The 19,979-nt window shown below is 69.9% G+C and carries 24 protein-coding genes; 9 read left to right on the top strand and 15 right to left on the bottom strand.

The genetic code is table 11. The features are described 5' to 3' along the window. The first annotated feature begins 91 nt into the window (after positions 1-91). Positions 92-703, top strand: coding sequence for a GyrI-like domain-containing protein (locus VPH61_RS16855; protein WP_332064669.1), 612 nt, complete (start codon positions 92-94; stop codon positions 701-703). 142 nt (positions 704-845) lie between these two features. On the opposite strand, the gene VPH61_RS16860 is transcribed toward VPH61_RS16855, so the two are convergent. Genes VPH61_RS16860 through VPH61_RS16870 form a run of 3 tightly spaced genes read right to left on the bottom strand, consistent with a single transcriptional unit; the run spans position 846 to position 2,235 of the window. Further along, positions 846-1,286, bottom strand: a complete 441-nt coding sequence (locus VPH61_RS16860; RefSeq protein ID WP_332064670.1) for a VOC family protein — start codon at positions 1,284-1,286, stop codon at positions 846-848. A gap of 36 nt (positions 1,287-1,322) precedes the next feature. Continuing rightward, entirely contained in the window at positions 1,323-1,796 is a 474-nt protein-coding gene (locus VPH61_RS16865; protein WP_332064671.1) for an SRPBCC family protein, read from the bottom strand. Position 1,797: 1 nt separating this feature from the next. Beyond that, on the bottom strand, positions 1,798-2,235 hold the full coding sequence (locus VPH61_RS16870; RefSeq protein WP_332064836.1) for an ArsR/SmtB family transcription factor: 438 nt from the start codon (positions 2,233-2,235) through the stop codon (positions 1,798-1,800). Positions 2,236-2,439: 204 nt separating this feature from the next. Here VPH61_RS16870 and VPH61_RS16875 point away from each other — a divergent pair, with 204 nt between their 5' ends. Beyond that, positions 2,440-2,862 carry a VOC family protein gene (locus tag VPH61_RS16875; protein WP_332064672.1) on the top strand — a complete coding sequence of 141 codons (423 nt, stop codon included), beginning with the start codon at positions 2,440-2,442 and terminating at the stop codon, positions 2,860-2,862. 53 nt (positions 2,863-2,915) lie between these two features. Here the strand turns inward: VPH61_RS16875 and VPH61_RS16880 are convergent, their stop codons facing one another. Then, positions 2,916-3,374 carry a MarR family winged helix-turn-helix transcriptional regulator gene (locus tag VPH61_RS16880; RefSeq protein ID WP_332064673.1) on the bottom strand — a complete coding sequence of 153 codons (459 nt, stop codon included), beginning with the start codon at positions 3,372-3,374 and terminating at the stop codon, positions 2,916-2,918. Between the two features lie 119 nt (positions 3,375-3,493). Between VPH61_RS16880 and VPH61_RS16885 the strand changes: the two genes are divergently transcribed. From VPH61_RS16885 to VPH61_RS16900, 4 genes are all read left to right on the top strand, one after another. After that, a complete protein-coding gene (locus VPH61_RS16885; protein WP_332064674.1) occupies positions 3,494-4,699 on the top strand; it encodes an MFS transporter in 1,206 nt (401 codons plus the stop codon). A 48-nt stretch (positions 4,700-4,747) separates the two neighbouring features. After that, positions 4,748-5,446: a type 1 glutamine amidotransferase domain-containing protein gene (locus tag VPH61_RS16890; protein WP_332064675.1), complete on the top strand. Its 699-nt coding sequence runs from the start codon at positions 4,748-4,750 to the stop codon at positions 5,444-5,446. A 180-nt stretch (positions 5,447-5,626) separates the two neighbouring features. After that, the gene (locus tag VPH61_RS16895) at positions 5,627-7,762 is read left to right on the top strand and encodes an amylo-alpha-1,6-glucosidase (protein WP_332064676.1); all 2,136 of its coding nucleotides are present in this window, start codon (positions 5,627-5,629) and stop codon (positions 7,760-7,762) included. Between the two features lie 14 nt (positions 7,763-7,776). Further along, complete coding sequence (locus VPH61_RS16900; protein ID WP_332064677.1) at positions 7,777-8,814, top strand: glycosyltransferase; 1,038 nt, start codon at positions 7,777-7,779, stop codon at positions 8,812-8,814. Between the two features lie 91 nt (positions 8,815-8,905). Here the strand turns inward: VPH61_RS16900 and VPH61_RS16905 are convergent, their stop codons facing one another. From VPH61_RS16905 to VPH61_RS16930, 6 genes are all read right to left on the bottom strand, one after another. After that, the gene (locus tag VPH61_RS16905; RefSeq protein ID WP_332064678.1) at positions 8,906-9,346 is read right to left on the bottom strand and encodes an Hsp20/alpha crystallin family protein; all 441 of its coding nucleotides are present in this window, start codon (positions 9,344-9,346) and stop codon (positions 8,906-8,908) included. A 135-nt stretch (positions 9,347-9,481) separates the two neighbouring features. After that, positions 9,482-9,913 (bottom strand): DUF6098 family protein, encoded by a 432-nt coding sequence (locus VPH61_RS16910; protein WP_332064679.1) that lies wholly within the window; start codon positions 9,911-9,913, stop codon positions 9,482-9,484. Between the two features lie 61 nt (positions 9,914-9,974). Further along, positions 9,975-10,313, bottom strand: coding sequence for a TFIIB-type zinc ribbon-containing protein (locus tag VPH61_RS16915; RefSeq protein ID WP_332064680.1), 339 nt, complete (start codon positions 10,311-10,313; stop codon positions 9,975-9,977). A gap of 225 nt (positions 10,314-10,538) precedes the next feature. Then, positions 10,539-10,745: a cold-shock protein gene (locus tag VPH61_RS16920; RefSeq protein WP_022893778.1), complete on the bottom strand. Its 207-nt coding sequence runs from the start codon at positions 10,743-10,745 to the stop codon at positions 10,539-10,541. A 400-nt stretch (positions 10,746-11,145) separates the two neighbouring features. Beyond that, positions 11,146-11,802 (bottom strand): UdgX family uracil-DNA binding protein, encoded by a 657-nt coding sequence (locus VPH61_RS16925; protein WP_332064681.1) that lies wholly within the window; start codon positions 11,800-11,802, stop codon positions 11,146-11,148. Between the two features lie 215 nt (positions 11,803-12,017). Then, a complete protein-coding gene (locus tag VPH61_RS16930) occupies positions 12,018-12,221 on the bottom strand; it encodes a cold-shock protein (protein ID WP_022893782.1) in 204 nt (67 codons plus the stop codon). A 362-nt stretch (positions 12,222-12,583) separates the two neighbouring features. Here VPH61_RS16930 and VPH61_RS16935 point away from each other — a divergent pair, with 362 nt between their 5' ends. Genes VPH61_RS16935 through VPH61_RS16945 form a run of 3 tightly spaced genes read left to right on the top strand, consistent with a single transcriptional unit; the run spans position 12,584 to position 14,831 of the window. Then, on the top strand, positions 12,584-13,147 hold the full coding sequence (locus VPH61_RS16935) for a VanZ family protein (protein ID WP_332064682.1): 564 nt from the start codon (positions 12,584-12,586) through the stop codon (positions 13,145-13,147). 51 nt (positions 13,148-13,198) lie between these two features. After that, the gene (locus VPH61_RS16940) at positions 13,199-14,026 is read left to right on the top strand and encodes a sulfite exporter TauE/SafE family protein (protein ID WP_332064683.1); all 828 of its coding nucleotides are present in this window, start codon (positions 13,199-13,201) and stop codon (positions 14,024-14,026) included. After that, the gene (locus VPH61_RS16945; protein WP_332064684.1) at positions 14,016-14,831 is read left to right on the top strand and encodes an NINE protein; all 816 of its coding nucleotides are present in this window, start codon (positions 14,016-14,018) and stop codon (positions 14,829-14,831) included. Before VPH61_RS16940 ends, VPH61_RS16945 begins: the two co-directional genes overlap by 11 nt. 31 nt (positions 14,832-14,862) lie before the next feature. On the opposite strand, the gene VPH61_RS16950 is transcribed toward VPH61_RS16945, so the two are convergent. The 5 genes from VPH61_RS16950 to VPH61_RS16970 form a co-directional block, all read right to left on the bottom strand. After that, positions 14,863-16,296, bottom strand: a complete 1,434-nt coding sequence (locus tag VPH61_RS16950) for an Ig-like domain-containing protein (RefSeq protein WP_332064685.1) — start codon at positions 16,294-16,296, stop codon at positions 14,863-14,865. Further along, entirely contained in the window at positions 16,286-17,107 is an 822-nt protein-coding gene (locus tag VPH61_RS16955) for a TIGR03943 family putative permease subunit (RefSeq protein WP_332064686.1), read from the bottom strand. The genes VPH61_RS16950 and VPH61_RS16955 overlap by 11 nt, the downstream gene beginning before the upstream one ends. Further along, complete coding sequence (locus VPH61_RS16960) at positions 17,100-18,095, bottom strand: permease (RefSeq protein WP_332064687.1); 996 nt, start codon at positions 18,093-18,095, stop codon at positions 17,100-17,102. Before VPH61_RS16960 ends, VPH61_RS16955 begins: the two co-directional genes overlap by 8 nt. Positions 18,096-18,181: 86 nt before the next feature. Further along, positions 18,182-19,411 carry an RNA polymerase sigma factor gene (locus VPH61_RS16965; protein ID WP_332064688.1) on the bottom strand — a complete coding sequence of 410 codons (1,230 nt, stop codon included), beginning with the start codon at positions 19,409-19,411 and terminating at the stop codon, positions 18,182-18,184. Positions 19,412-19,426: 15 nt separating this feature from the next. After that, positions 19,427-19,801, bottom strand: coding sequence for a YciI family protein (locus VPH61_RS16970; RefSeq protein WP_332064689.1), 375 nt, complete (start codon positions 19,799-19,801; stop codon positions 19,427-19,429). Between the last annotated feature and the right edge of the window lie 178 nt (positions 19,802-19,979).

Here is a 19,979-nt window from a genome sequence, read left to right on the forward strand (position 1 = left end):
GGCCCGCGTCCGATCGTGCCATGCCCGCGCAGCCACCGCACGCGCGGCGAGCGTCGCGGCACATGTCGGTGGGTCGCGCGAGGCTGTGCGCATGGCCGACAAGTACGACGTGAAGCGCGAACTCGCCTGCTACTCCGCTCCGCGCGGTCGCTTCGAGATCATCGAGGTGCCCGAGCTCGCCTATTGCATGGTCGACGGGCACGGCGACCCGAACAGCGCCCCCGAGTACGCGTCGGCGTTGGAGGCGCTGTACGCGGTGTCGTACTCCGCCAAGTTCCAGAGCAAGCGCGAGCTCGATCGCGACTACGTCGTCGGGCCGCTCGAGGGGCTCTGGAGCGCCGACGATCCCGCGAGCTTCGTCACGCGCGAGAAGTCGGCCTGGTCGTGGACGATGATGATCTGGCAGCCCGACTGGCTGCCGCCCGAGCTCGTCGCCGAGGCGATCGCCAAGGCCGAGGCGAAGGCTCCGGCTGCCGGCCTCGTGCGGCTCGAGCGCCTGGCCGAGGGGCGCTCGGTGCAGACGCTCCACGTGGGCTCGTACGACGACGAGGGCCCGACCCTCGCCCGCCTGCACGACGAGTTCATGCCCGGCGAGGGCCTGCGGTTCAACGGCCGGCATCACGAGGTGTACCTCGGCGACCCACGGCGCACCGCCCCCGAGAAGCTCCGAACGATCCTCAGACAGCCGGTTGCGCCGGCCTGACCCGCAGGACGCTGCGGGTCCCCTTCGCGAGTGCGCGAAGGCGTGCGGATGCCGCGGGGTGCCGCCCTCCGATGAGGGCCGCTCCGCGGCATCCGCTCGATCGCATCGCTCGCCCGGCGGGCCGATCGATACGCTCGCTCGCTCAGGCCTCCTGCTCGGCGCCGAAGCGCTGACGCGCCTCCACCGGGATGAGCGGCCGCTCGCCGCGGGCCTTGATCTGCTGCACCGCCCAGGTGTTGCCGTCTGGGTCGGCGAAGCCGAAGAAGGTGCCGCCGTCGCGCTCGTCGAAGACGGTGATCTCACTCGCCTCGACGCCGCGGCCCAGCAGCTCCTCACGGGCGGCGACCGCATCGGACACCACCAGTTGCAGGCCGTGCAGTGAGCCGGGTGCCATCTGGTTCTGCGAGGGCAGCGAGCCGATGACGATCGAGCAGCCCGAGCCGCGGGGTGTGAGCTGCGCGATGTGCAGGTCGGCGCTCCGCGTGTCGTGGTCGAGCTCGAATCCCACCCGGTCGCGGTAGAACGCGATCGAGCGGTCGAGGTCGCTCACCGGCACGATGACGACTTCCAGTGTCCAGTCCATGAGGTGCTCCGTCCGGTGGGGTGTGCGCAAGCCCGGTCAGGCGGCGAGCACGCCATCGAGTCGCGCGTAGCCCTCGGTGAGGCCCTGCTCCATGTTGCTCTGGATCATGCCGTCGCGAGCCTCGAGGCTCGGGTAGGTGGAGTGGATGCGGAGACGGGTGCGACCGTCGCCGAGGTCTTCGAACGACATCGCCTCGACGGCGACGACGTCGGGGAAGCCCTCGTACTCGAAGGTCTGCACCGCGAACTCGTTGTCGCGCACCGAGTGGAAGGTGCCGTTGAAGGCGTACTCCTCGCCCTCGGTGTCGACGTGCACGTAGCGGTACCCGCCCTGCGGCACGAAGTCCCACCGGTCGACGCGCATCTCGTAGCCGTTGGGCCCGAGCCAGCGCTTGACGAGCTCGGGGTCGCGGTGCGCGTTGAAGACGGCGGCGACGGGGGCGTCGAACTCTCGCTCGATCTCGATGAAGGGCAGGCCTTCGGGGGCGTTGATGGTGATGGGGTTCGTCATCTCAGTTCTCTTCTCTGGCGTGCCCGGCTGCGGCGCCGGGCTCAGCGGAGTCGCCGTCGTGCGCGTTCGGCGCATCGGGGGCGACGGGTGCCCCGGCGTCGGAGCCGGGGGCTTCTGCGAGCAGCGCATCCAGCGAACGGAACTGCTGCTCGTGGATCAGCCGGTATCGGTCGATCCACGCGGTGAGGGCTTCGAGCTGGGCCGCCGCGAGGTGCACGGGACGACGCTGGGCGTCACGTGTTCTCGTGACGAGCCCCGCGTGCTCGAGCACCTGGATGTGCTTCGAGACGGCCTGCTTGGTGATCGCGAACGGTTCGGCGAGCTCGTTGACCGTGGCCGGCCCTCGGCTCAGGCGGGCGATGATGCCCCGGCGCACCGGATCGGCCAGCGCCATGAAGGCACGGTCGAGCCGGTCGTCTGCACCCGGATCGAAGATCATCGCCTGTTCCCAACTCATTCATTGATCAACCATTTGATTGATTACAAAGTACGCCGAGCGGATGCCGCTGTCAAGACCCGATCTCGCAGCGGCGCGATCATCGCACCCTTGGCCGCAACGCCCACTACGGCGGGGCTTGCCGTGGGCCGCGCGAGCGACGAGTATCGGCTTCGACAGCCACGTCGAGATCGAAAGGCTCACACCATGGTCACGCTCAACCCGTACCTCAACTTCGCCGGCAACGCGAAGGACGCTCTGGACTTCTACCACTCGGTGTTCGGCGGCGAGCTCACGACGAGCACCTTCGCCGAGTTCGGCCAGGCCGACGACCCGGCCGATGCCGACAAGATCATGCACGGCCAGCTCGAGGGCGACACGGGCGTCGTGCTGATGGGCGCCGACACCCCGAGCTCGATGGGCGACCCCGGCACGGGCGGGCCGATCTCGATCTCGCTCTCGGGCGGACCCGACGACGACGCCGTGCTCCGCGGCTACTGGGAGAAGCTGCTCGCGAGCGGCACCCAGATCGTGCCCCTCGAGGTCGCGCCGTGGGGCGATGCGTTCGGCATGTGCACCGACGGCTACGACGTCACCTGGCTCGTGAACATCTCGGCGAACGCCGCCTGACCGCGCGCCGGTCGAGTCGGCGCGCCAGCGCCGCATCGAGAGCCGCCCGCCGGTCAGGCCGCAGTTGCAGGCAGCGCCACCCCGTGCAGCGCCTCGACGACGGGCGCGAGCTCGGGCTGCTCACCGGCCTCGGCGAGCACGCGCTCGAGCGTCGCGTCGTGGATCGGGCGCGCCCGCTCGTAGAGCGCACGGCCCGCGGCGGTGAGCTCGGTGTAGATGCCGCGCCGATCGTCGGCGCAGAGGATGCGCGTGAGCAGCGCGCGGTCTTCGAGGCGGTTCACGAGCCGCGTCGTCGCGCTCGGGCTGAGCGCCGCGGCGCGGGCCAGCTGCTGCATGCGCATGTGCCAGCCGTCTTGGCGGTTGAGCGCGTCGAGCACCGTGTACTCGACGACCGAGAGGTCGACGGATGCCGCGAGCGCACGCTCGAGCTCGGCCTCGATCAGTCCGTGCAGTGCGGCGAGCGTGCGCCAGCCCTGTGCGCGCACCTCGACCGCGTCGTCGGCGATGCCCATTTCTCCTCCTCGGATCAAGTAGTTGCTTGCGCCAGCTAATTGCGTGTGCAAGTATTGATGCCTGCCGTGCAATAGAGCGCGTCTGCAACTATTCGCACCAGTGTAACAGGAGACCACGCATGCCCCTCGGACTCATCGCCCTCGCGATCGGCGGCTTCGGCATCGGGCTCACCGAGTTCGTGATCATGGGCCTGCTGCCCGAGGTGGCTGCCGACTTCGGGGTCACCGAAGCGGCCGCCGGGTGGCTCATCTCGGGCTATGCCCTCGCCGTGGTGGTCGGAGCGCTCGGCCTGACGGCCGCGACCACCCGGCTCCCCCGCAAGCCCGTACTGACCGGTCTCCTCGTGCTCTTCATCGCCGGCAACGCGATCTCGGCGATGGCCCCGAGCTACGAACTCATGATGACCGGCCGCGTCGTCGCGGCGCTCTGCCACGGCGCCTTCTTCGGCATCGGCTCGGTCGTCGCCGCCGGGCTCGTCGCGCCCGAGAAGGCCGCGGGCGCCATCGCGATCATGTTCACGGGCCTCACCGCTGCGAACGTGCTCGGGGTGCCGTTCGGCACGTTCCTCGGCCAGGAGTTCGGCTGGCGTTCGACCTTCTGGGCGATCTCCGCGATCGGCGTGATCGCGCTCATCGGCATCGCGACGCTCGTGCCGAACCTCAGCACCGACGGACCCGCACCCAGCCTTCGCCGCGAGCTCACGGCATTCCGCTCCGGCCAGGTGTGGCTCTCGCTCGCCGTGACCGTGCTCGGCTTCGGCGGCATGTTCGGCGCCTTCACCTACATCGCCTACACGCTCACCGAGGTCAGCGGCTTCGCCTCGAGCGCCGTGCCGTGGCTGCTCGTGCTCTTCGGCGCCGGCCTCGTCGTCGGCAACTGGATCGGCGGCCGCCTCGCCGATCGCTCGATCGACGGCACCCTGCTGGGGTTCATCTCGGCGCTGCTCATCGTGCTCGTGCTCTTCGCCTGGCTCGCGCCGAGCCCCGTGGCCACGATCGTGCTCCTGACCGCGATGGGCGGCTTCGGGTTCGGCACCGTGCCCGCCCTGCAGAGCCGCGTGATGCGTTACGCCGAGGGTGCGCCGACCCTCGCGTCGGGCGCGAACATCGCCGCCTTCAACCTCGGCAACGCCCTCGGGGCCTGGGCCGGCGGCCTCACGATCGCGGCCGGCCTCGGCTACACCTCACCCATCTGGGTCGGAGCGATCATCACGGCGGCCGCCCTCGCCGTCATGACCATCGCCGCTGCGACCGCACGCCGACTCCCCCGAGCGGATGCCGGTGACCCCGTCCGCCTCGACACCGCCTCCTCCGCAGCCGCCTGAACCTCTCCGTCCAACCAGATCCAAGCAGCACACGAAAGGGAACCACGAATGAGCAACATCCTCATGATCGTCACCGGAGCGGACTCGCTCACGATGAACGACGGCTCGCAGCATCCGACCGGCTTCTGGGCCGAAGAGCTCGTGACCGCGCACCGCGACCTCGTGGCCGCCGGCCACACCGTCACGATCGCGACGCCGGGCGGCGTCACCCCGACGGTCGATGCGGGCAGCCTCGACCCGTCGCAGACCGGCGGCGAGGCACAGGCGCGGGGCCTCGCCGAGTACCTCGACGCGATCGCCGCAGACCTCGCGGCGGCCGTTCCCGTCGCCGACGTCGATGCGGCCGACTACGTTGCCATCGTGCTGCCGGGCGGTCACGGGCCGATGGCCGACCTCGCATTCGACGCGAACGTCGGGCGCGTGCTCGTCGCCGCGAACGATGCGGGCACCGTCATCGCGCCCTTCTGCCACGGCCCGGCCGCCCTCCTCTCGGCGAAGCTCGCCGACGGTTCGAACGCGTTCGCCGGCCGTCGCCTCACGGTCTTCACCGACGAGGAGGAGCGCACCGGCGGCACCGGCGAGAACACTCCGTGGTGGGTCGAGTCCGCCCTCCGCGATGTGGGGCTCGTGATCGACTCGGCCGCCCCGTGGAGCGACCACGTGGTCGTCGACGGCAACCTCGTCACCGGGCAGAACCCGCAGTCGAGCGCCTCGGTCGCGCGCCGGGTGATCGAGGCGATCGGCTGACCGACCGCACGACTGCACGACCGACGGCGGGGAGCTGGCGCGGGCCGGCTCCCCGCCGTCAGGCATGAGGGCGGCGCTGTCAATCCCCTCGTGCGCGGATTCGTCCGTGCGTACCGTGAACCCATGCGACCGACGTCGTGAGCACGGCGCCGGTCGGTCGCTCACCCGAAGGGCGGTCTCATGACGGGCTGGAACACGGACACACTTGCTCAGCCGGCGGGAGCCGGCGCCATCACGATCGTCGAGGGCTCGGCGTTCTGCGTCTCCCATGCGAACGGCGACATCGTTCCCGAACTCCCGCACGGGATGTTCTTCCGCGACACCCGGCTCGTGTCGCGCTCCACCCTGCTCGTCGACGGCGCGCCGGTCGAACCCCTGTCGGCGATGACGCCGGAGCCGTTCAGGGCGCTCGTCGTCGGGCGCGCCGGGCACGTACCGGGCCGAGCCGACACGCCGCTCACCGTCGAACGCGACCGGCGAGTGAACAGCGGGCTCCGCGAGAAGATCACGATCCACAACTATTCCCGCCTGCCGATGTCATGCCGGGTCGAACTCGCGCTCGAGGCCGACTTCGCCGACATCTTCGAGGTGAAGGAGGAGCGCGCCGGCGGCACCGCCCACCCGCTCGTCGCCGGCCCCGACGGACGGTTGCGCGCCGAGTCGACGAACGCCCCGGCCCGACTCGGCCTCGTCGTCACCGCAGCCGGTGCATCCCTCGACGGTGCGCGCCTCGTCTTCGAGGTACGCCTGCCGCCGCGAGGGAGTTGGACGCAGCGCATCGTCATCACCCCGACGCTCGACGGCGAGGAGGTGGCGCTCGACCCGGTCGGGGCACCCCTGCACGAGACGAGACCGGCCCGCCGGCTCACCGAATGGCAGTCCTCGATCTGGGTGCCGAGGATCGGCGACGACGACGTCGAACGCATCATCCTGCAGAGCCAGCGCGACCTCGGCTCCCTTCGCATCTTCGATCCACGGCATCCCGAGCGGGCAGTGGTCGCCGCCGGCGTGCCGTGGTTCATGGCGCTCTTCGGTCGCGACTCCCTGCTGGCCTCCTACATGACCCTCGGCCTCGATCCGACGCTCGCGATCGGCACGCTGCAGACCCTCGCCGAGCTCCAGGGCACGAAGAACGACCCGGCGTCGGAGGAACAGCCCGGCCGGATCCTGCACGAGGTTCGCCTGGGCGCCACCACGAACCTCGCACTCGGCGGCGAATCCGTCTACTACGGCTCGGTCGATGCCACACCGCTGTTCGTCTTCCTCCTCGGCGAGCTCGCCGCGTGGGGCGCCCTGCCCGATGACGCCGACGTCACCGACGACCTCGTCGCCGCGGCCGATCGCGCGCTTGCCTGGATCGAACGCGACGGCGATCGCGACGGCGACGGGTTCGTCGAGTACTCGCGGCTCAACGACTTCGGCCTGATCAACCAGGGCTGGAAGGACTCGTGGGACGGCATCAACTTCGCCGACGGCACCCTCGCCGAAGCGCCGATCGCACTCTGCGAGGTGCAGGGTTACGTCTATGCCGCCTACCGCGCCCGAGCGACGATCGCCGCATCACGCGGAGATGATGCCGGCGTCGACCGGTGGACTGCGAAGTCCGCCCAGCTGAAGGCGCGCTTCAACGAGCAGTTCTGGATCCCTGAACGCAAGTGCTTCGCCGTGGCACTCGACCGCGACAAGCGACAGGTCGACTCCTGCACCTCGAACATGGGCCACTGCCTGTGGAGCGGCATCGTCGACGACGACAAGGCGGCCGCGGTGGCCGAGTTGCTGCTGTCGGAGACGATGTTCACCGGCTGGGGCGTGCGCACCCTCGCCTCCGACATGGGCGCCTACAATCCCGCGAGCTACCACAACGGCTCGGTGTGGCCGCACGACAGCGCCATCGTCGCCGCCGGCCTCATGCGCTACGGCTTCGTCGAGCAGGCGCACCGCATCATCGTCGGGCTCCTCGATGCGGCGACCCACTTCGACGGCCGACTGCCCGAGCTCTTCTGCGGCTTCGATCGTGAGCAGTACGCGGAGCCTGTCGTCTACCCGGCCTCGTGCTCGCCGCAGGCCTGGGCCGCAGCCTCGCCATTCCTGCTGCTGCGCAGCATGCTGCGCATGGATCCCTCAGTCCCCACCGGCGAGCTCTGGCTCTCCCCGGCCATCCCGCACGAGTTCGGCGAGGTCCACCTCATGAACGTGCCGTTCGCCGGTGCACGTGTCTCCCTCGACGTCGGCGACGACGGCGACGGCACCTCGGTGACGGGGCTGCCCGACCACATCACCCTGCATACGGTCCCGCGCGGTGCCTCCCGCGCCTGAAGAGGAGGTGTCTCGTGCGAATCGGCATCATCGCCCCGCCCTGGATTCCCGTGCCACCGCCGGCCTACGGCGGCATCGAGTCGTTCATCGACACGCTGGGCCGGGCGATCGTTCGCGCCGGTCACGAGGTCGTGCTCGCGGCATCCGGTGACAGCACCTCGCCGGTGGAGCGCCTGCCCGGCTTCCCGCCCTCGGGCTCCGACACGATGGGACTCACGACGCACGAGCTGCGGCACCTCATTCGTGCGTACGCGCAGTTCGACGACGTCGACGTGATCGTCGACAACACGCTCGCGGGTCCGATCCTGGCCCGCACCGCCGCGATGGCGCCGGTCGTCACCATCGCACACGGACCATTCATCCCCCTCGTGCAGGAGCTCTACGGGGCCGCCTCGCCCGACATGCCCTTCGTCGCCATCTCCCATCACCACGCCTCGACGGCCGGGTCCGTGCGCATCGCTCGCATCATCCATCACGGTATCCGGGTGACCGAGGTGCCGACGGGCTCGGGCGGCGGCACTGCGTGCTTCGTCGGCAGGATGAACCCCACGAAGGGCGTCGTGGAGGCGATCCTCGTGGCGGAGCGTGCCGGAATTCCGCTGCGCATCGCGGCGAAGATGCGTGAGCCGGCCGAGCAGGCGTATTTCGACGAGGCCGTGCGCCCCCTGCTCGGGCGGAACGCGGAGTACATCGGCGAGCTGTCCACCGCCGAGGCATGCGCGCTCATGGGAGCGTCGTGCGCGCTCGTCAACCCGATCCAATGGGACGAGCCCTTCGGCCTCGTGATGATCGAATCCCTGGCCACCGGAACCCCGGTGATCGCGACACCGCGCGGCTCCGTTCCGGAACTCGTCGACGACGGCATCACTGGCTTCGTGCGAGCGGAGATCGACGAGCTCGCTGCCGCGCTCGTCGAGGCGGCCGCACTCGATCGCGCGGTCTGCCGTGCACGAGCGGAAGCCCGCTTCACCGATGACCGGATGGCGCGCGACTACCTCGAGCTCTTCACGGGGCTCGTCACCGATGACCGACCGATGCGTCGAACGGCGTGATGGCGCCGAGCCCGGACACGACGAGGGCCCGCCCCCCACGTGATGGCGAGCGGGCCTCCGGGTATCACCGTCGTTTTCCCGCGGTTCGGCGTCAGCTCGACGCGTTCGCCGTCACCTGGTGCTGTTCGGCGTTCGGCGAACTCATCACCTCGACCTTGCGGGGCTTCGCGCGCTCGCTCATCGGGATGATCACGCTCAGCACGCCGTTGTCGTAGTGGGCGCTGATGCCGGCGGTGTCGATGCCGTCGCCGAGGGTGATCTGGCGAAGGAACGAACCGCTCGGTCGCTCGTGCGCGAGCCACTTGACCTCGGCGTCGGCGCGCAGCGTGCGCTCGGCGCGGATCGTGAGCAGCTGACCGTCGACATCCACGTCGACCGAGCCGGGGTCGACGCCCGGCAGGTCGGCGGCGAGCACGTAGTGATCGCCATCGCGGTGCAGATCGATCGGCATCACCCGCGGCCCCTGTCGCGAGTCGAGCATGTCCGCAGCGAGGCGGTCGAGCTCACGGAACGGGTCCCACATCATGGCCATGACTTCTCCTCCCTGTCGCCGCCGAAGCGGCAGTTTCCGGAGTTGAGCCCTATCGACTCAACTACCATCAGATTAGCACTCTCCTATCGAGAGTGCCAAGATCGTCGACCGATCGGTCAACGGGGGGATTCCGCGCTATTCGGGCCCGTGCCCGGCATCGAAGCGCGCCCGATAACGCACCTCGGCCTCATCGAGCAGCGCGTTCGAGAGACGCGCGACCGGTTCGACGTCGGCGAGCAACGGCTCCGAATCCGGCCCCCTGGCCACCATGCGGCCGCGCAGCACCCAGGCGATGCGCTCGGGATTGCGCTCACGCAGGTGCTTGTACTGGCAGAGCTGCCTCGCGAGCCAGTCGGCACGCTCGCGCGTCCACCACGGCTGGGGGTCGAGTGGGTTCACCGAGAGCCCGGGCAGTTCCAGGCCGCTCTCGGTGTCGATGCTCGCCTCATCGCGATCGTGCTCGAACCCCTCGGAGTACCGCACGTGCAGGCCCGGCATCCGCCCGACGAGCGCATCGAGGTCTTCGAGCGAGTCGAGCTCGGCGAGTTCCGCATCGGCCGACGTCATGGCGCGATGATAACGCCCGCCAGCCGACTCCGGCAGCGGGTTGACGAGGCGGCCGACCGGATCAGTCGAAGAGCTCGGAGAGCCAGCTCTCCTTCTTCTTCTTGCGGTAGCCCTGGTCGCCGTACCCGCGGTTGTCGTACCCGCGGTTGTCGCCGCGGTTGTCATAACCGGACTGCTGGTACGAGGGCTGGCCGTAGGCCGGTGCCTGCGGCTGCGCGGGCGGGGCGGGCGCGGCCGGTGCCGACTGGGTGGGCGCCGAGAACTCGCGCGCCGCGCGCTCGACGATCTTGTCGAGCTCGCCACGGTCGAGCCAGACGCCACGGCACGTCGGGCAATAGTCGATCTCGATGCCGCTGCGCTCGCTCATCACGAGCACGGTTCCGTCGGTGGGGCACTGCATTGGGGGCTCCTTCTTCGGGGCCGACCGGAATCGATCGGGGGTGGTTCGACAAGATCGAGCCTAAGGAGCGAAGCTTTGAAGACGCCCAGTGTATGCACCGTGAAATGCACCGAGCGGATGCCGCGACGCCTGCCTCACGAAGAGGCGGCTGCCGCGACATCCGCTCGTGGATCGGGTGCCCGCGCGCTCAGCGCACCGGCACCCGATCGAAAGGGATGCGAGAACTTACGAAATGACCGTGATGTTCTCAGCCTGCAGGCCCTTGGGGCCGCGGGCGGTCTCGAATTCGACCTTCTGGTTCTCCTCGAGCGAGCGGTAGCCGCCCGATGCGATCGCGCTGAAGTGCGCGAAGACGTCGGCCGAGCCGTCGTCAGGAGCGATGAAGCCGAAGCCCTTGTCGGCGTTGAACCACTTGACGGTTCCGGTAGCCATATTCTTTTCCTTCTGTAAAGCCGAGCCGCCGAAGCGGCTGCGACGTGCACGGCCTCAGGCCGTGCAGGGTTCCGACGGCGACGTCCGCCGCCGGAAGTTGGTGGTGCGATCGAGTCGCATGGGGTTCGTGGCCGCGTACGAGACGAAACGGCCCGGCGTGCGAGACGCCGCGATCAGTGACCTGCGGGAGGAACCGGTGCGGGGCTTCGTCGCCGTCATCGCACCGAATGCTTCGGCGTGAGAGATGTTGCTTCGTCCCGACTGTCATCGGCTTCCCAGCCGTGTCCTGTGGGAGAGAACCCACTGCAGATACTTCAACCATAGTCCCTTCTCATGTGCAAGCGCTGGGAAATGATCGGATCCGTTCGAGGGCGGCTCGAATTCGCCCGATCCGGCCGCCTCAGAACGCCACGGATGCCGCGGTGCGGAGGTCTTCGACGAGCAGGCCGAACGCGGCCTCCCGGTCGGCCGAATCGTCGAGGCGGAGCAGCGCCGACGGATGCGTGGTGACGACGGTGGGAGCAGGAAGCGCCGATGCCGGCGCCGCCGGGTCGGGCGGCAGCACCCTCCCCCGCACCTGCCCGATGCGCACGGTTCGGCCGAGCACCGCTCGGGCCGCGGTCGCGCCGAGCGCCACGACGACCTCGGGGTCGACCGCCTCGAACTCGGCCTCGAGCCAGGGATGGCACGCGACGATGTGGGCGACGGCCGGCTTCTCGTGGATGCGCCGCTTGCCGCGGCGCTCGAACCTGAAGTGCTTGACGGCGTTCGTCACGTACACGCGGTCGCGCGGGATGCCGGCCGCATCGACCGCGTCGGCGAGCAGGCGCCCGGCCGGACCGACGAAGGGCACGCCCTCGAGGTCCTCCCGATCGCCAGGCTGCTCGCCGACGAGCATCATCGATGCGGTCTCCCGGCCGCGTGAGAAGACGACCTGGGTGGCGCCTCGCCAGAGCTCGCAGCCGCGACAGGACTCCGCGGCGAGCCGGAGCTCGTCGAGCGCCCCGCCCGTCGGCACCCACTCCTCGGCGCCCGGCCGTTCGATGCCGTCACCCATGCTCGTCACCCATACTCGTCACCCATGCTCGTCACCCATGCTCGTCACCCATGCTCGTCACCCATGCGGAGGACGCTACGCACGCTCAGCCGATGCGGCGAGGGGGTTGCGCGCGGCCGGTTCGCACGCGCGCACCCATGACACCGGGTCGCCCCGGGCATGACGAACGCCCCCGCAGCGTGCGCTGCGGGGGCGTTCGAGTGGTGCGCCTCGGCCTAGAGGCCGCGGATGTTCTCGGCCTGCAGACCCTTCGGGCCCTGTGCGACCTCGAATTCGACCTTCTGGCCCTCTTCGAGCGAACGGTAGCCGTTGCCCGAGATGGCGCTGAAGTGCGCGAAGACGTCGGCCGAGCCGTCGTCGGGAGCGATGAAGCCGAAGCCCTTTTCGGCGTTGAACCACTTGACGGTTCCGGTTGCCATACTGCTGTCCTTCTGTCCTATGGGCTGCTGGTGCGGCCCGATGCGATCGACGGTCGATCGCTGCCCCGCACGGCGGGTTGCCGACGGAGCGGGGGGCGAGGGGCGGGAGTGCGCTCAGGCATCCGCCGTCTCGTATCGGGTCATGCCACGCGGATCGGTCCGCCTCCGGGCAATCAGGTGGAGGCACGGGCAGGCGCCCGCTTGATGGAGGAATCAGTGAACATACCCTATCGGGTGACGTTCAGGTTCACAGGCTACGCGACCGAATCGTGACCTGGGAAGACCTTGTGCCGAATTCGCCGCCGATGGGAAACTCTGGCCGATGTCAGTGCGCTCGCAGCAAATGGGTGCAGAATCGTGGGATGAACCGCCGCCCCCTCGGTCTCGTCGCTGCTGCGTACGCAGCCGCCGTCCTGTGGGCGACCGTCGGCCCTGCACCGTGGCGCACGGTCGGGCATCAGCTCGACGGCGGCATCCTGAATCCCGACGCATGGACGGCTCCCGTCACGTGGACCACCGGCTACTTCTCCGAGATGGCCTTCAACGTGGCGATCTTCCTCCCCGTCGGCGTGCTGGCAGCGCTCCTCATCCCCCGCGGCCGCTGGCCCATGGCGATGCTCGCTGGCTTCGGCTTCACCGTGCTCATCGAGCTCGTGCAGGTGCCGGAGCCCACCCGCATCTCGGACCCGCGCGATCTCGTGATGAACACGACCGGCGCGGTGCTCGGCGTACTCATGGTCGTACTCGCCCGAGGCGTCCGCCGAGCGGGCCTCGTCGCTGCGGCGCTCGTCGAGCAGGTGCACGAGGAGCTGCCGGATGCCGCGACGCCCATCCTCGAGCCGGCGCTCTCACCCGCCGTCGAGCCAGACCTCGAACCGGCGCTCGAGCCGGCCCTCGCGGCGGTGCACGTCGACCGGGCCGCGTAGACCCGGCGCCGCTCCCCCTCTCCGCACCCCGCGCGCCAGTACAGTAGGCGGGTGACTTCAGCTGACTCGCGCTCCGCCGAGACCGACCGGCGCACCGGCTGGGTGGGCCTCGCCGTCATCGGCGCGGTCGGCGGGCTGCTCTCGGGAGCCTTCGGCGTCGGCGGCGGCATCCTCATGGTTCCGCTGTTCGTGATGTTCGCCGGCATGGACCAGCGCCGCGCCTCGGCCACCTCGCTCGCGGCGATCGTGCCGACGGCGATCGTGGGGGCCATCACCTATCTCGTCAACGGCGAGGTCGCCGTGATCCCCGCGCTGTTCGTCGCGGCAGGCGGCATCCTCGGCTCGTGGATCGGCGCGCGGCTGCTGCGCCGCCTTCCGCTCGGCTGGCTGCGCTGGATGTTCATCGCGCTCCTCGTCGCCGTCGCCGTGCGCATGCTGCTCTTCGTTCCCGAGCGCGCTGCGGTCGAACTCGAACTCGATGCGCTCACGATCATCGGCATGGTGGCGCTCGGACTCGTGATCGGCGTGGCATCCGGCCTCTTCGGCATCGGCGGCGGGCTCGTCATGGTGCCCGCGTTCATGCTCTTCTTCGGCATGAGCGACCTCGTCGCCAAGGGCACGTCGCTCGCCGTGATGATCCCCACCGCGATCAGCGGCACCATCACGAACGCCCGCGGCGGCATCGTCGACCTGCGGGCGGGCATCATCGCCGGCATCGCGGCGACCGCGGCGTCGTTCGGCGGCGTCGCACTCGCGCACCTGATGTCGCCCGAGGTGTCGACCTGGCTGTTCGCGGCCCTCGTCGTGATCGCCGCGGCGCAGCTCTCGGTGCGCGCCATTCGTCAGCAGAAGAAGGAGAGGAGCGAACGTGTCGCTTGAGGCCGGTTGGTACGACGACGAATCGGATGCCGCGCTGCTGCGCTACTGGGACGGCACCGCCTGGACTCCGCACACCGCCGCGAGGTCGGCGGATGCCGCACCGAACCCGTTGCGCGCGACCGCGTCCGACGCTCCACCGGCGCCCGTTGCAGGGCCCGTGACGCCGCCCGCGACTCCGACCGGGCCCGCGATCCCCGCCTTCGGCGCGGCCCCCGCGTTCGACGACATCGACGAGTCGACGACGGCCCGGCCGATGGGCTCTCGAGCGCCCCAGCCGCCCGCCGGCGCGACACCGCCGCTCGCCCCTCCGGCCCCGCCCACCGCCTCCCCCCTCGCCGCGCCGGGCGCCTTCCCGCCGCCCCCCGCGCCCGGGGAGTTCCCGTCGTACACGTTGCCCGCCCCTCCCGGGTACAGCATCCAGGAGCAGACGACCGCGCCGCTCCCTCCCGGGTACTCCGCAGCGCCGACGCCGCAGTTCTCCTACGAGCCGTACCGCACGACCGGCCGCACCTTCATCGCGACGTGGCTGTTCGCGATGCTGCTCGGCTTCTGGGGCGCCGACCGCTTCTACCTCGGCAAGTTCGGCACCGCGATCGCGAAGCTGCTGACGCTCGGCGGCCTCGGCGTATGGGTGCTCGTCGACCTGCTGCTCGTGCTCACGGGCTCGCAGCGCGACCGCGACGGTCGCGAGCTCGAGGGATACCAGGAGCACAAGCGCACGGCCTGGATCGTGACGGGCGCGCTCGTCGCCCTCTCCGTGCTCTCGAGCATCGTGTCGACCGTCGCGGGCCTGCTGACCCGCTGACCTGCGAACTCACGCCTGGCCCCGACCGGGCTCAGTTGCTGCACCATTCCGAGTGGCCGCCGACCGAACTGGCCACCGTGCGACCGGCGCGGATCTCGACCACGGTGGTCATCAGGTCGGTGAAGCCGGGATTCTCCCGGTACCCGTCGATCGTTCCCGGTTCGGGAGACTGCGTGACGGCGGCGTACTGTCCGTTCGGCGAGACGCAGTATTCGCGGATCAGGCTCGCCGAGTCGGCCGGCGCGAACACCTCCCGCATCTCACCGGTGTCATCGACCTCGGCGAGGATGGAGCTGCGCACATTCCGGTCGCCCTCCACCGTCGCCGCGACGAGTGAGATGAGGTACCGCGACTGCCCGTCGAGCACCGTGATCGGGCCGGGGTAGACGTGATCCGCGATGTCGGCGGAGGCCAGCTCGAGCGTCGTGGCGCTGCCGTCGGTCAGGTCGAAGCGCACGCCGCGATCGGGGTCGGCGACGATGAGCTGGGCGGTGCCCGGCACGAAGCCGCGCAGCTCGGTGTGCACGCCGAGCGGCGACGGCTGCTGCTTCCCGATGACGTCGACCACGAAGACCGACTGCTCGAAGTCCTGCACCACGACCGACGTCGTGCCGGGAACGAACATCCACGACGAGACGCGCGACTTCTCGCCGTTAAGGCCGAGCACCGGCACCAGCTCCATGCCGCCGTTCGTCGAGAGGTCGATCGCGATGAGTTCGTTGTCGAAGTCGCGCACGCCGTCGACCTCGGGGGAGCTGAGCACCAGCGCGGCGAGCGGGTTGGTGGTCGAGACTGCGAGATCGCGAATCGTCGCACCCCTCGGGATGCCGAACTGCTGCGGCTCGCCCTGACGCATGTCGCTGACGAAGAGCAGGTTCGATCCGTCCTCCTCGATGGTCACGGCGAGCAGCAGGTCGCCCGCGTGTGCGAACTCCTGGATGCGCGGCGCCTCGAACACGATTTCGGGATCGCCGCCGTCGAGCGGCCTGCGCTGCACCGCGTCGGGCTCACCCTGATCACTGCGCCGATTGAGCGTGTACAGCTCGGCGCCGGGCGTCGTGAACTCGTACTCGAGCGTCGCCGGCGTGGGCTGCACCGCACCGACGACCCCGGGAACACTCACGGTGTAGTCGGTCGAATGGTCGAGCGGCGCGTCGAAGGTGAGCGTGATCGCGCGATCGTCGATCTCGGCGGTCACCGCCGCCTCGGGCTCGACCACGATGCCGTCCTCGTCGATCGAGGCCACCGGCTGGTTGACCTCGAGGGTGAGCTTCTGCCCGGCGAGCACCGTCGTGCGTTTCGCGTCGAGTTGCGCGTCGTTCAGCCGCGGACCCTGTGCCACGTTTGCGAACGCGAACCCTCCGGCCGCCAGCGCGAGCACCGCGATGCTGCCGCCCAGGCGCCGCGCGAACGAACTCGCTCGCGAGGCACCGGGCTCGTCGGCCGGTCGCGCGTCAGTAGACATACGGGTCGCTCGGTTCGTCGATGCCGGCGAGCTGCTCGGGCACCAGCACGAGTGGATCGGTTCCCGACTGCGCCGGGTTCGCGCCGAGTGCTCCGGATGCCTCGACCCACTGATCTGCTTCGTACTCCTCCTGCCAGCCGGGCAGGTAGACCGGCACGCCGACCGGCTGGGCGTCGATGGCGCAGTGCGTCACGACGAACCGCGTGATGTAGAAGACGTTCTCGGAGTCCTCGGCCGAGGGGAGCACGAATCCGCTCGCATCGACGGCGGTGCCGGTGTAGGCGTCGATGTCGGGGTTCTGCCGAAGGAGCACCGCCCAGTCCTTCACGGTGAAGCTCGAGGTGTCGGCGCCGACGAGGGCGGTGCCGCCACCGTCGAGCGCCGAGGTGTCGCTGTTGATGCTGCGCTGGGCGGCGACCGCCGAGGTCAGCGTCGCGGGTGGCAGCACGAGGAGCGCCAGGGTCGCGCCGACGACGGTCATCGCGGTCAGCGCGGTACGGACCCGGCCCGGCGGTGTCGACGGTGCGTGGTCGTGGTCGTGGTCATGCTCGCGAGCGCGGTCGAGTTTCTTGCCGCGGAGCGCCGGCGAGGAGACATCCGCTTCGCTCTCATGCTCGTCTTCCAACGGAGGGACGGCGAACGCGGCGACCGCGAACAGGGCACCGATGCACGCCATGAGGATCGCGAACCACGAGGTGGCGGGGTTGATGTAGAGGCCGAGCTGGCCGGTCAGCGCGAGCCACAACGTGGCCACGATGCCGACCAGGGCGAGCACGATGCCCTGCCAGCGCGCGATGAGCCGTCTACGCAAGGGTGTTCACCGCCAATCCGAGTGCTGCACTCGCGAGCCCCACCACGACGGTGACCTGCACGAGGGTCTTGGCCGTGAACGTCGTGCGCATGAGCGCGAGCATCTTGACGTCGATCATCGGCCCGAACACGAGGAAGGCGACGATCGCACCGGGCATGAAGGTCGAGCCGAACGCGAGGATGAAGAACGCGTCGACGTTCGAGCAGATCGCGACGACGAAGGCGAGCGCCATGAGTGCGAACACCGAGAGGATCGGGTTCTGGCCGAGGGTCAGGAGCACGTCTCGGGAGACCGTGACCTGGATCAGGCCCGCGATCGCAGACCCGACGAAGAGGGCCGGCAGCATCGCTCCGGTCTCCTTCGCGAACATGTCGACGCTGCGCCGGGTGCGTGTGGCGGGCACCTCGTCGTGGGCGTGGGCGCAGCTCGCCTGGAACTTTGGCGTGAGGAGGCTCATCGGGCTCGGGTGCCGGCTGTAGATCCAGCCGATGAGGTTCGCGATGACGAAGCCGCCGAGGATGCGCGAGACGAGGATGCCGTCATCCCAGCCGAATGCTTGGTACGTCGTGATGATCGTGACCGGGTTCAGGATCGGGGCGGCGAGGAGGAACGTCATCGACTCCCCGACGGTCAGCCCGCGGAGGATCAGGCCGCGAGTGAGGGGCACGTTGCCGCACTCGCAGACGGGCAGCAGCACGCCGAGCAGTGAAAGCGTCACTCGCCGCACCACGGCGTTCTTCGGCAGATGGCGCAGCAGGAATCCGTCGGGGAGCCACACCTGCACGCCGATCGAGAGCAGGATGCCGAGGAAGACGAACGGCAGGCTCTCGATGATGACGCTGATCGAGAGGGTGAAGAAGTCCTGCACCGAGTTCGAGAGCAGGTCGCCCGTCGCCTCGGGGGCGAAGAACCGGATGCCGAAGAAGAGCAGCACGAGACCGAGGCCGAGCGCGAGACCGAGGCCTGCGCGGCCCCGCGGACGCTCCACGGCACCATGGTGGTGATGGTGGCCCGGCGCGTGAGGTCGCGAGGGCGAACGCGGCGCACTGCGCGGATCACGGAGTTGGGGGCGACTCATCGGCTCCAGCGTAGACGCTCGGCCTTCGCCGAGAGGTAGCGCTGCTCGGCGCGGTTGAGCGTGCGGCGGGCGGCTTCGGTGAACGCGAGCGACGCGGCATCCGTCGCCCCCGACCGTTCGAGCAGGTGCCCGCGCACCGCCCACGTGCGATGGTGCTCGGCGAGCGCGCCGCCCGCCTCCGACTCGGATGCCTCGAGCGCCGCGAGTCCCGCCTGCGGGCCCTCGACCATGGCGAGCGCGACGATGCGCCCGAGCGAGACCATCGGCCCCGGAGCGAGCCGTCCGAGCAGCTCGTAGAGGCCGAGGATCTCGATCCAGTCGGTCGCAGCCGTCGAGGGCGCCTCGTCGTGCACGGCGGCGATCGCGGCCTGCAACTGGTACGGCCCGATCGGCGCGCGGTCGAGCACCTCAGTGACGAGTGCGACCCCCTCGCCGATCATGGCCGCGTCCCAGCGGGAACGGTCCTGCTCGTCGAGCGGCACGAGGGCGCCTGCTGCATCGGACCGAGCGGCCCGCCGGGCGTCGGTGAGGAGCATGAGGGCGAGGAGACCGGTCGTCTCCCCCGAGGCATCGGCATCGGCCTCGCGCAACTGCCTGGCGAGCCGGATGGCCTCGGCGGAGAGGTCGACGCGCGCGAGCTCGTCGCCGGAGCTCGCCGTGTGCCCCTCGGTGAAGACGAGGTAGAGCACGTGGCGGAGCGCCGCGAGCCGGGGCTCGAGCTCGGCGGGGCGCGGCATCCGGAACCCCTCACCGCTCGCCCTAATGCGCGCCTTCGCGCGTGTGATGCGCTGTGCGACCGTCGGCTCGGGCAGCAGCAGCGCCCGGCTGATCTCGGCGGTCGTCAGCCCGCCGACGGCCCTGAGGGTGAGGGCGAGCTGCGCGGGCCGGCCGAGGGCGGGGTGGCAGCAGAGCAGAAAGAGCGTGAGGGTGTCGTCGACCGCCGGCACCGGTGCGGGCTCGGGTTCGAGCTCGACCGCTCGGTGCTCGCGGCGTCGGCGCGCGGCATCCGACCGCACCTCGTCGATGCGGCGCCGCGACGCGACGCGCACGAGCCAGGCGCGCGGACTGTCGGGCACGCCGCTCGTCGGCCACTGCTCGGTCGCGGCGATGAGGGCCTCCTGCATGGCGTCCTCGCAGGCGGCGAAGTCGCCGTAGCGCCGCACGAGCACCGCGAGCGCCGATGGTGCGGCGGCTCGCAGGGCCCGAACGGCGTCGGCTTCAGGCATCGGGGGCGACTCATCTCACACGTCGGGGCCCGAGGCCATCTCGAGCACCGGGCGCACCTCGACGAGACCGAACTGCGCCTCGGGGAATCGCCCGGCGATCGCCACCGCGCGCGACTCGTTCTCGCAATCGACGAGGTAGAAGCCGGCGAGCAGCTCCTTCGTCTCGGCGAAGGGTCCGTCGCTCGCGACCGTGCCGTCGTCGCCGCTCGTGACGCGCTTGGCGAGCGAGATGTCGGCGAGCGCCTCGCTCGCCACGAACTCGCCGCTCGCCTCGAGCTCCTCGCTGATTCGCTGGTAGAACCCGTAGCCTTCGGCCTGCTGCTCGGGCGTGAACCCGTTCCACACGGCCCGCGACTCGGGGTTGCTGTAGATCTGGATCAGGTATTTCATCGCAATCGCTCCTTCGATCCGGGAGGCCGAACCGCGCTCCCACCAGTATGTCGAGGCCGCCCTCGGGATTTCGACAACGGAGTCCCTTCGTGCGGTAGGGCTTGACAGGGCACGCGCGGCTGAGGAGAGTTCGATCGTCTGCATCGTGCTCGATGGTCGCGCTCGGTGGTCGCGCTCG

Origin of the sequence: Agromyces sp. CCNWLW203 (genome assembly GCF_036576125.1) — a bacterium.
Taxonomy (GTDB): Bacteria; Actinomycetota; Actinomycetes; order Actinomycetales; family Microbacteriaceae; genus Agromyces.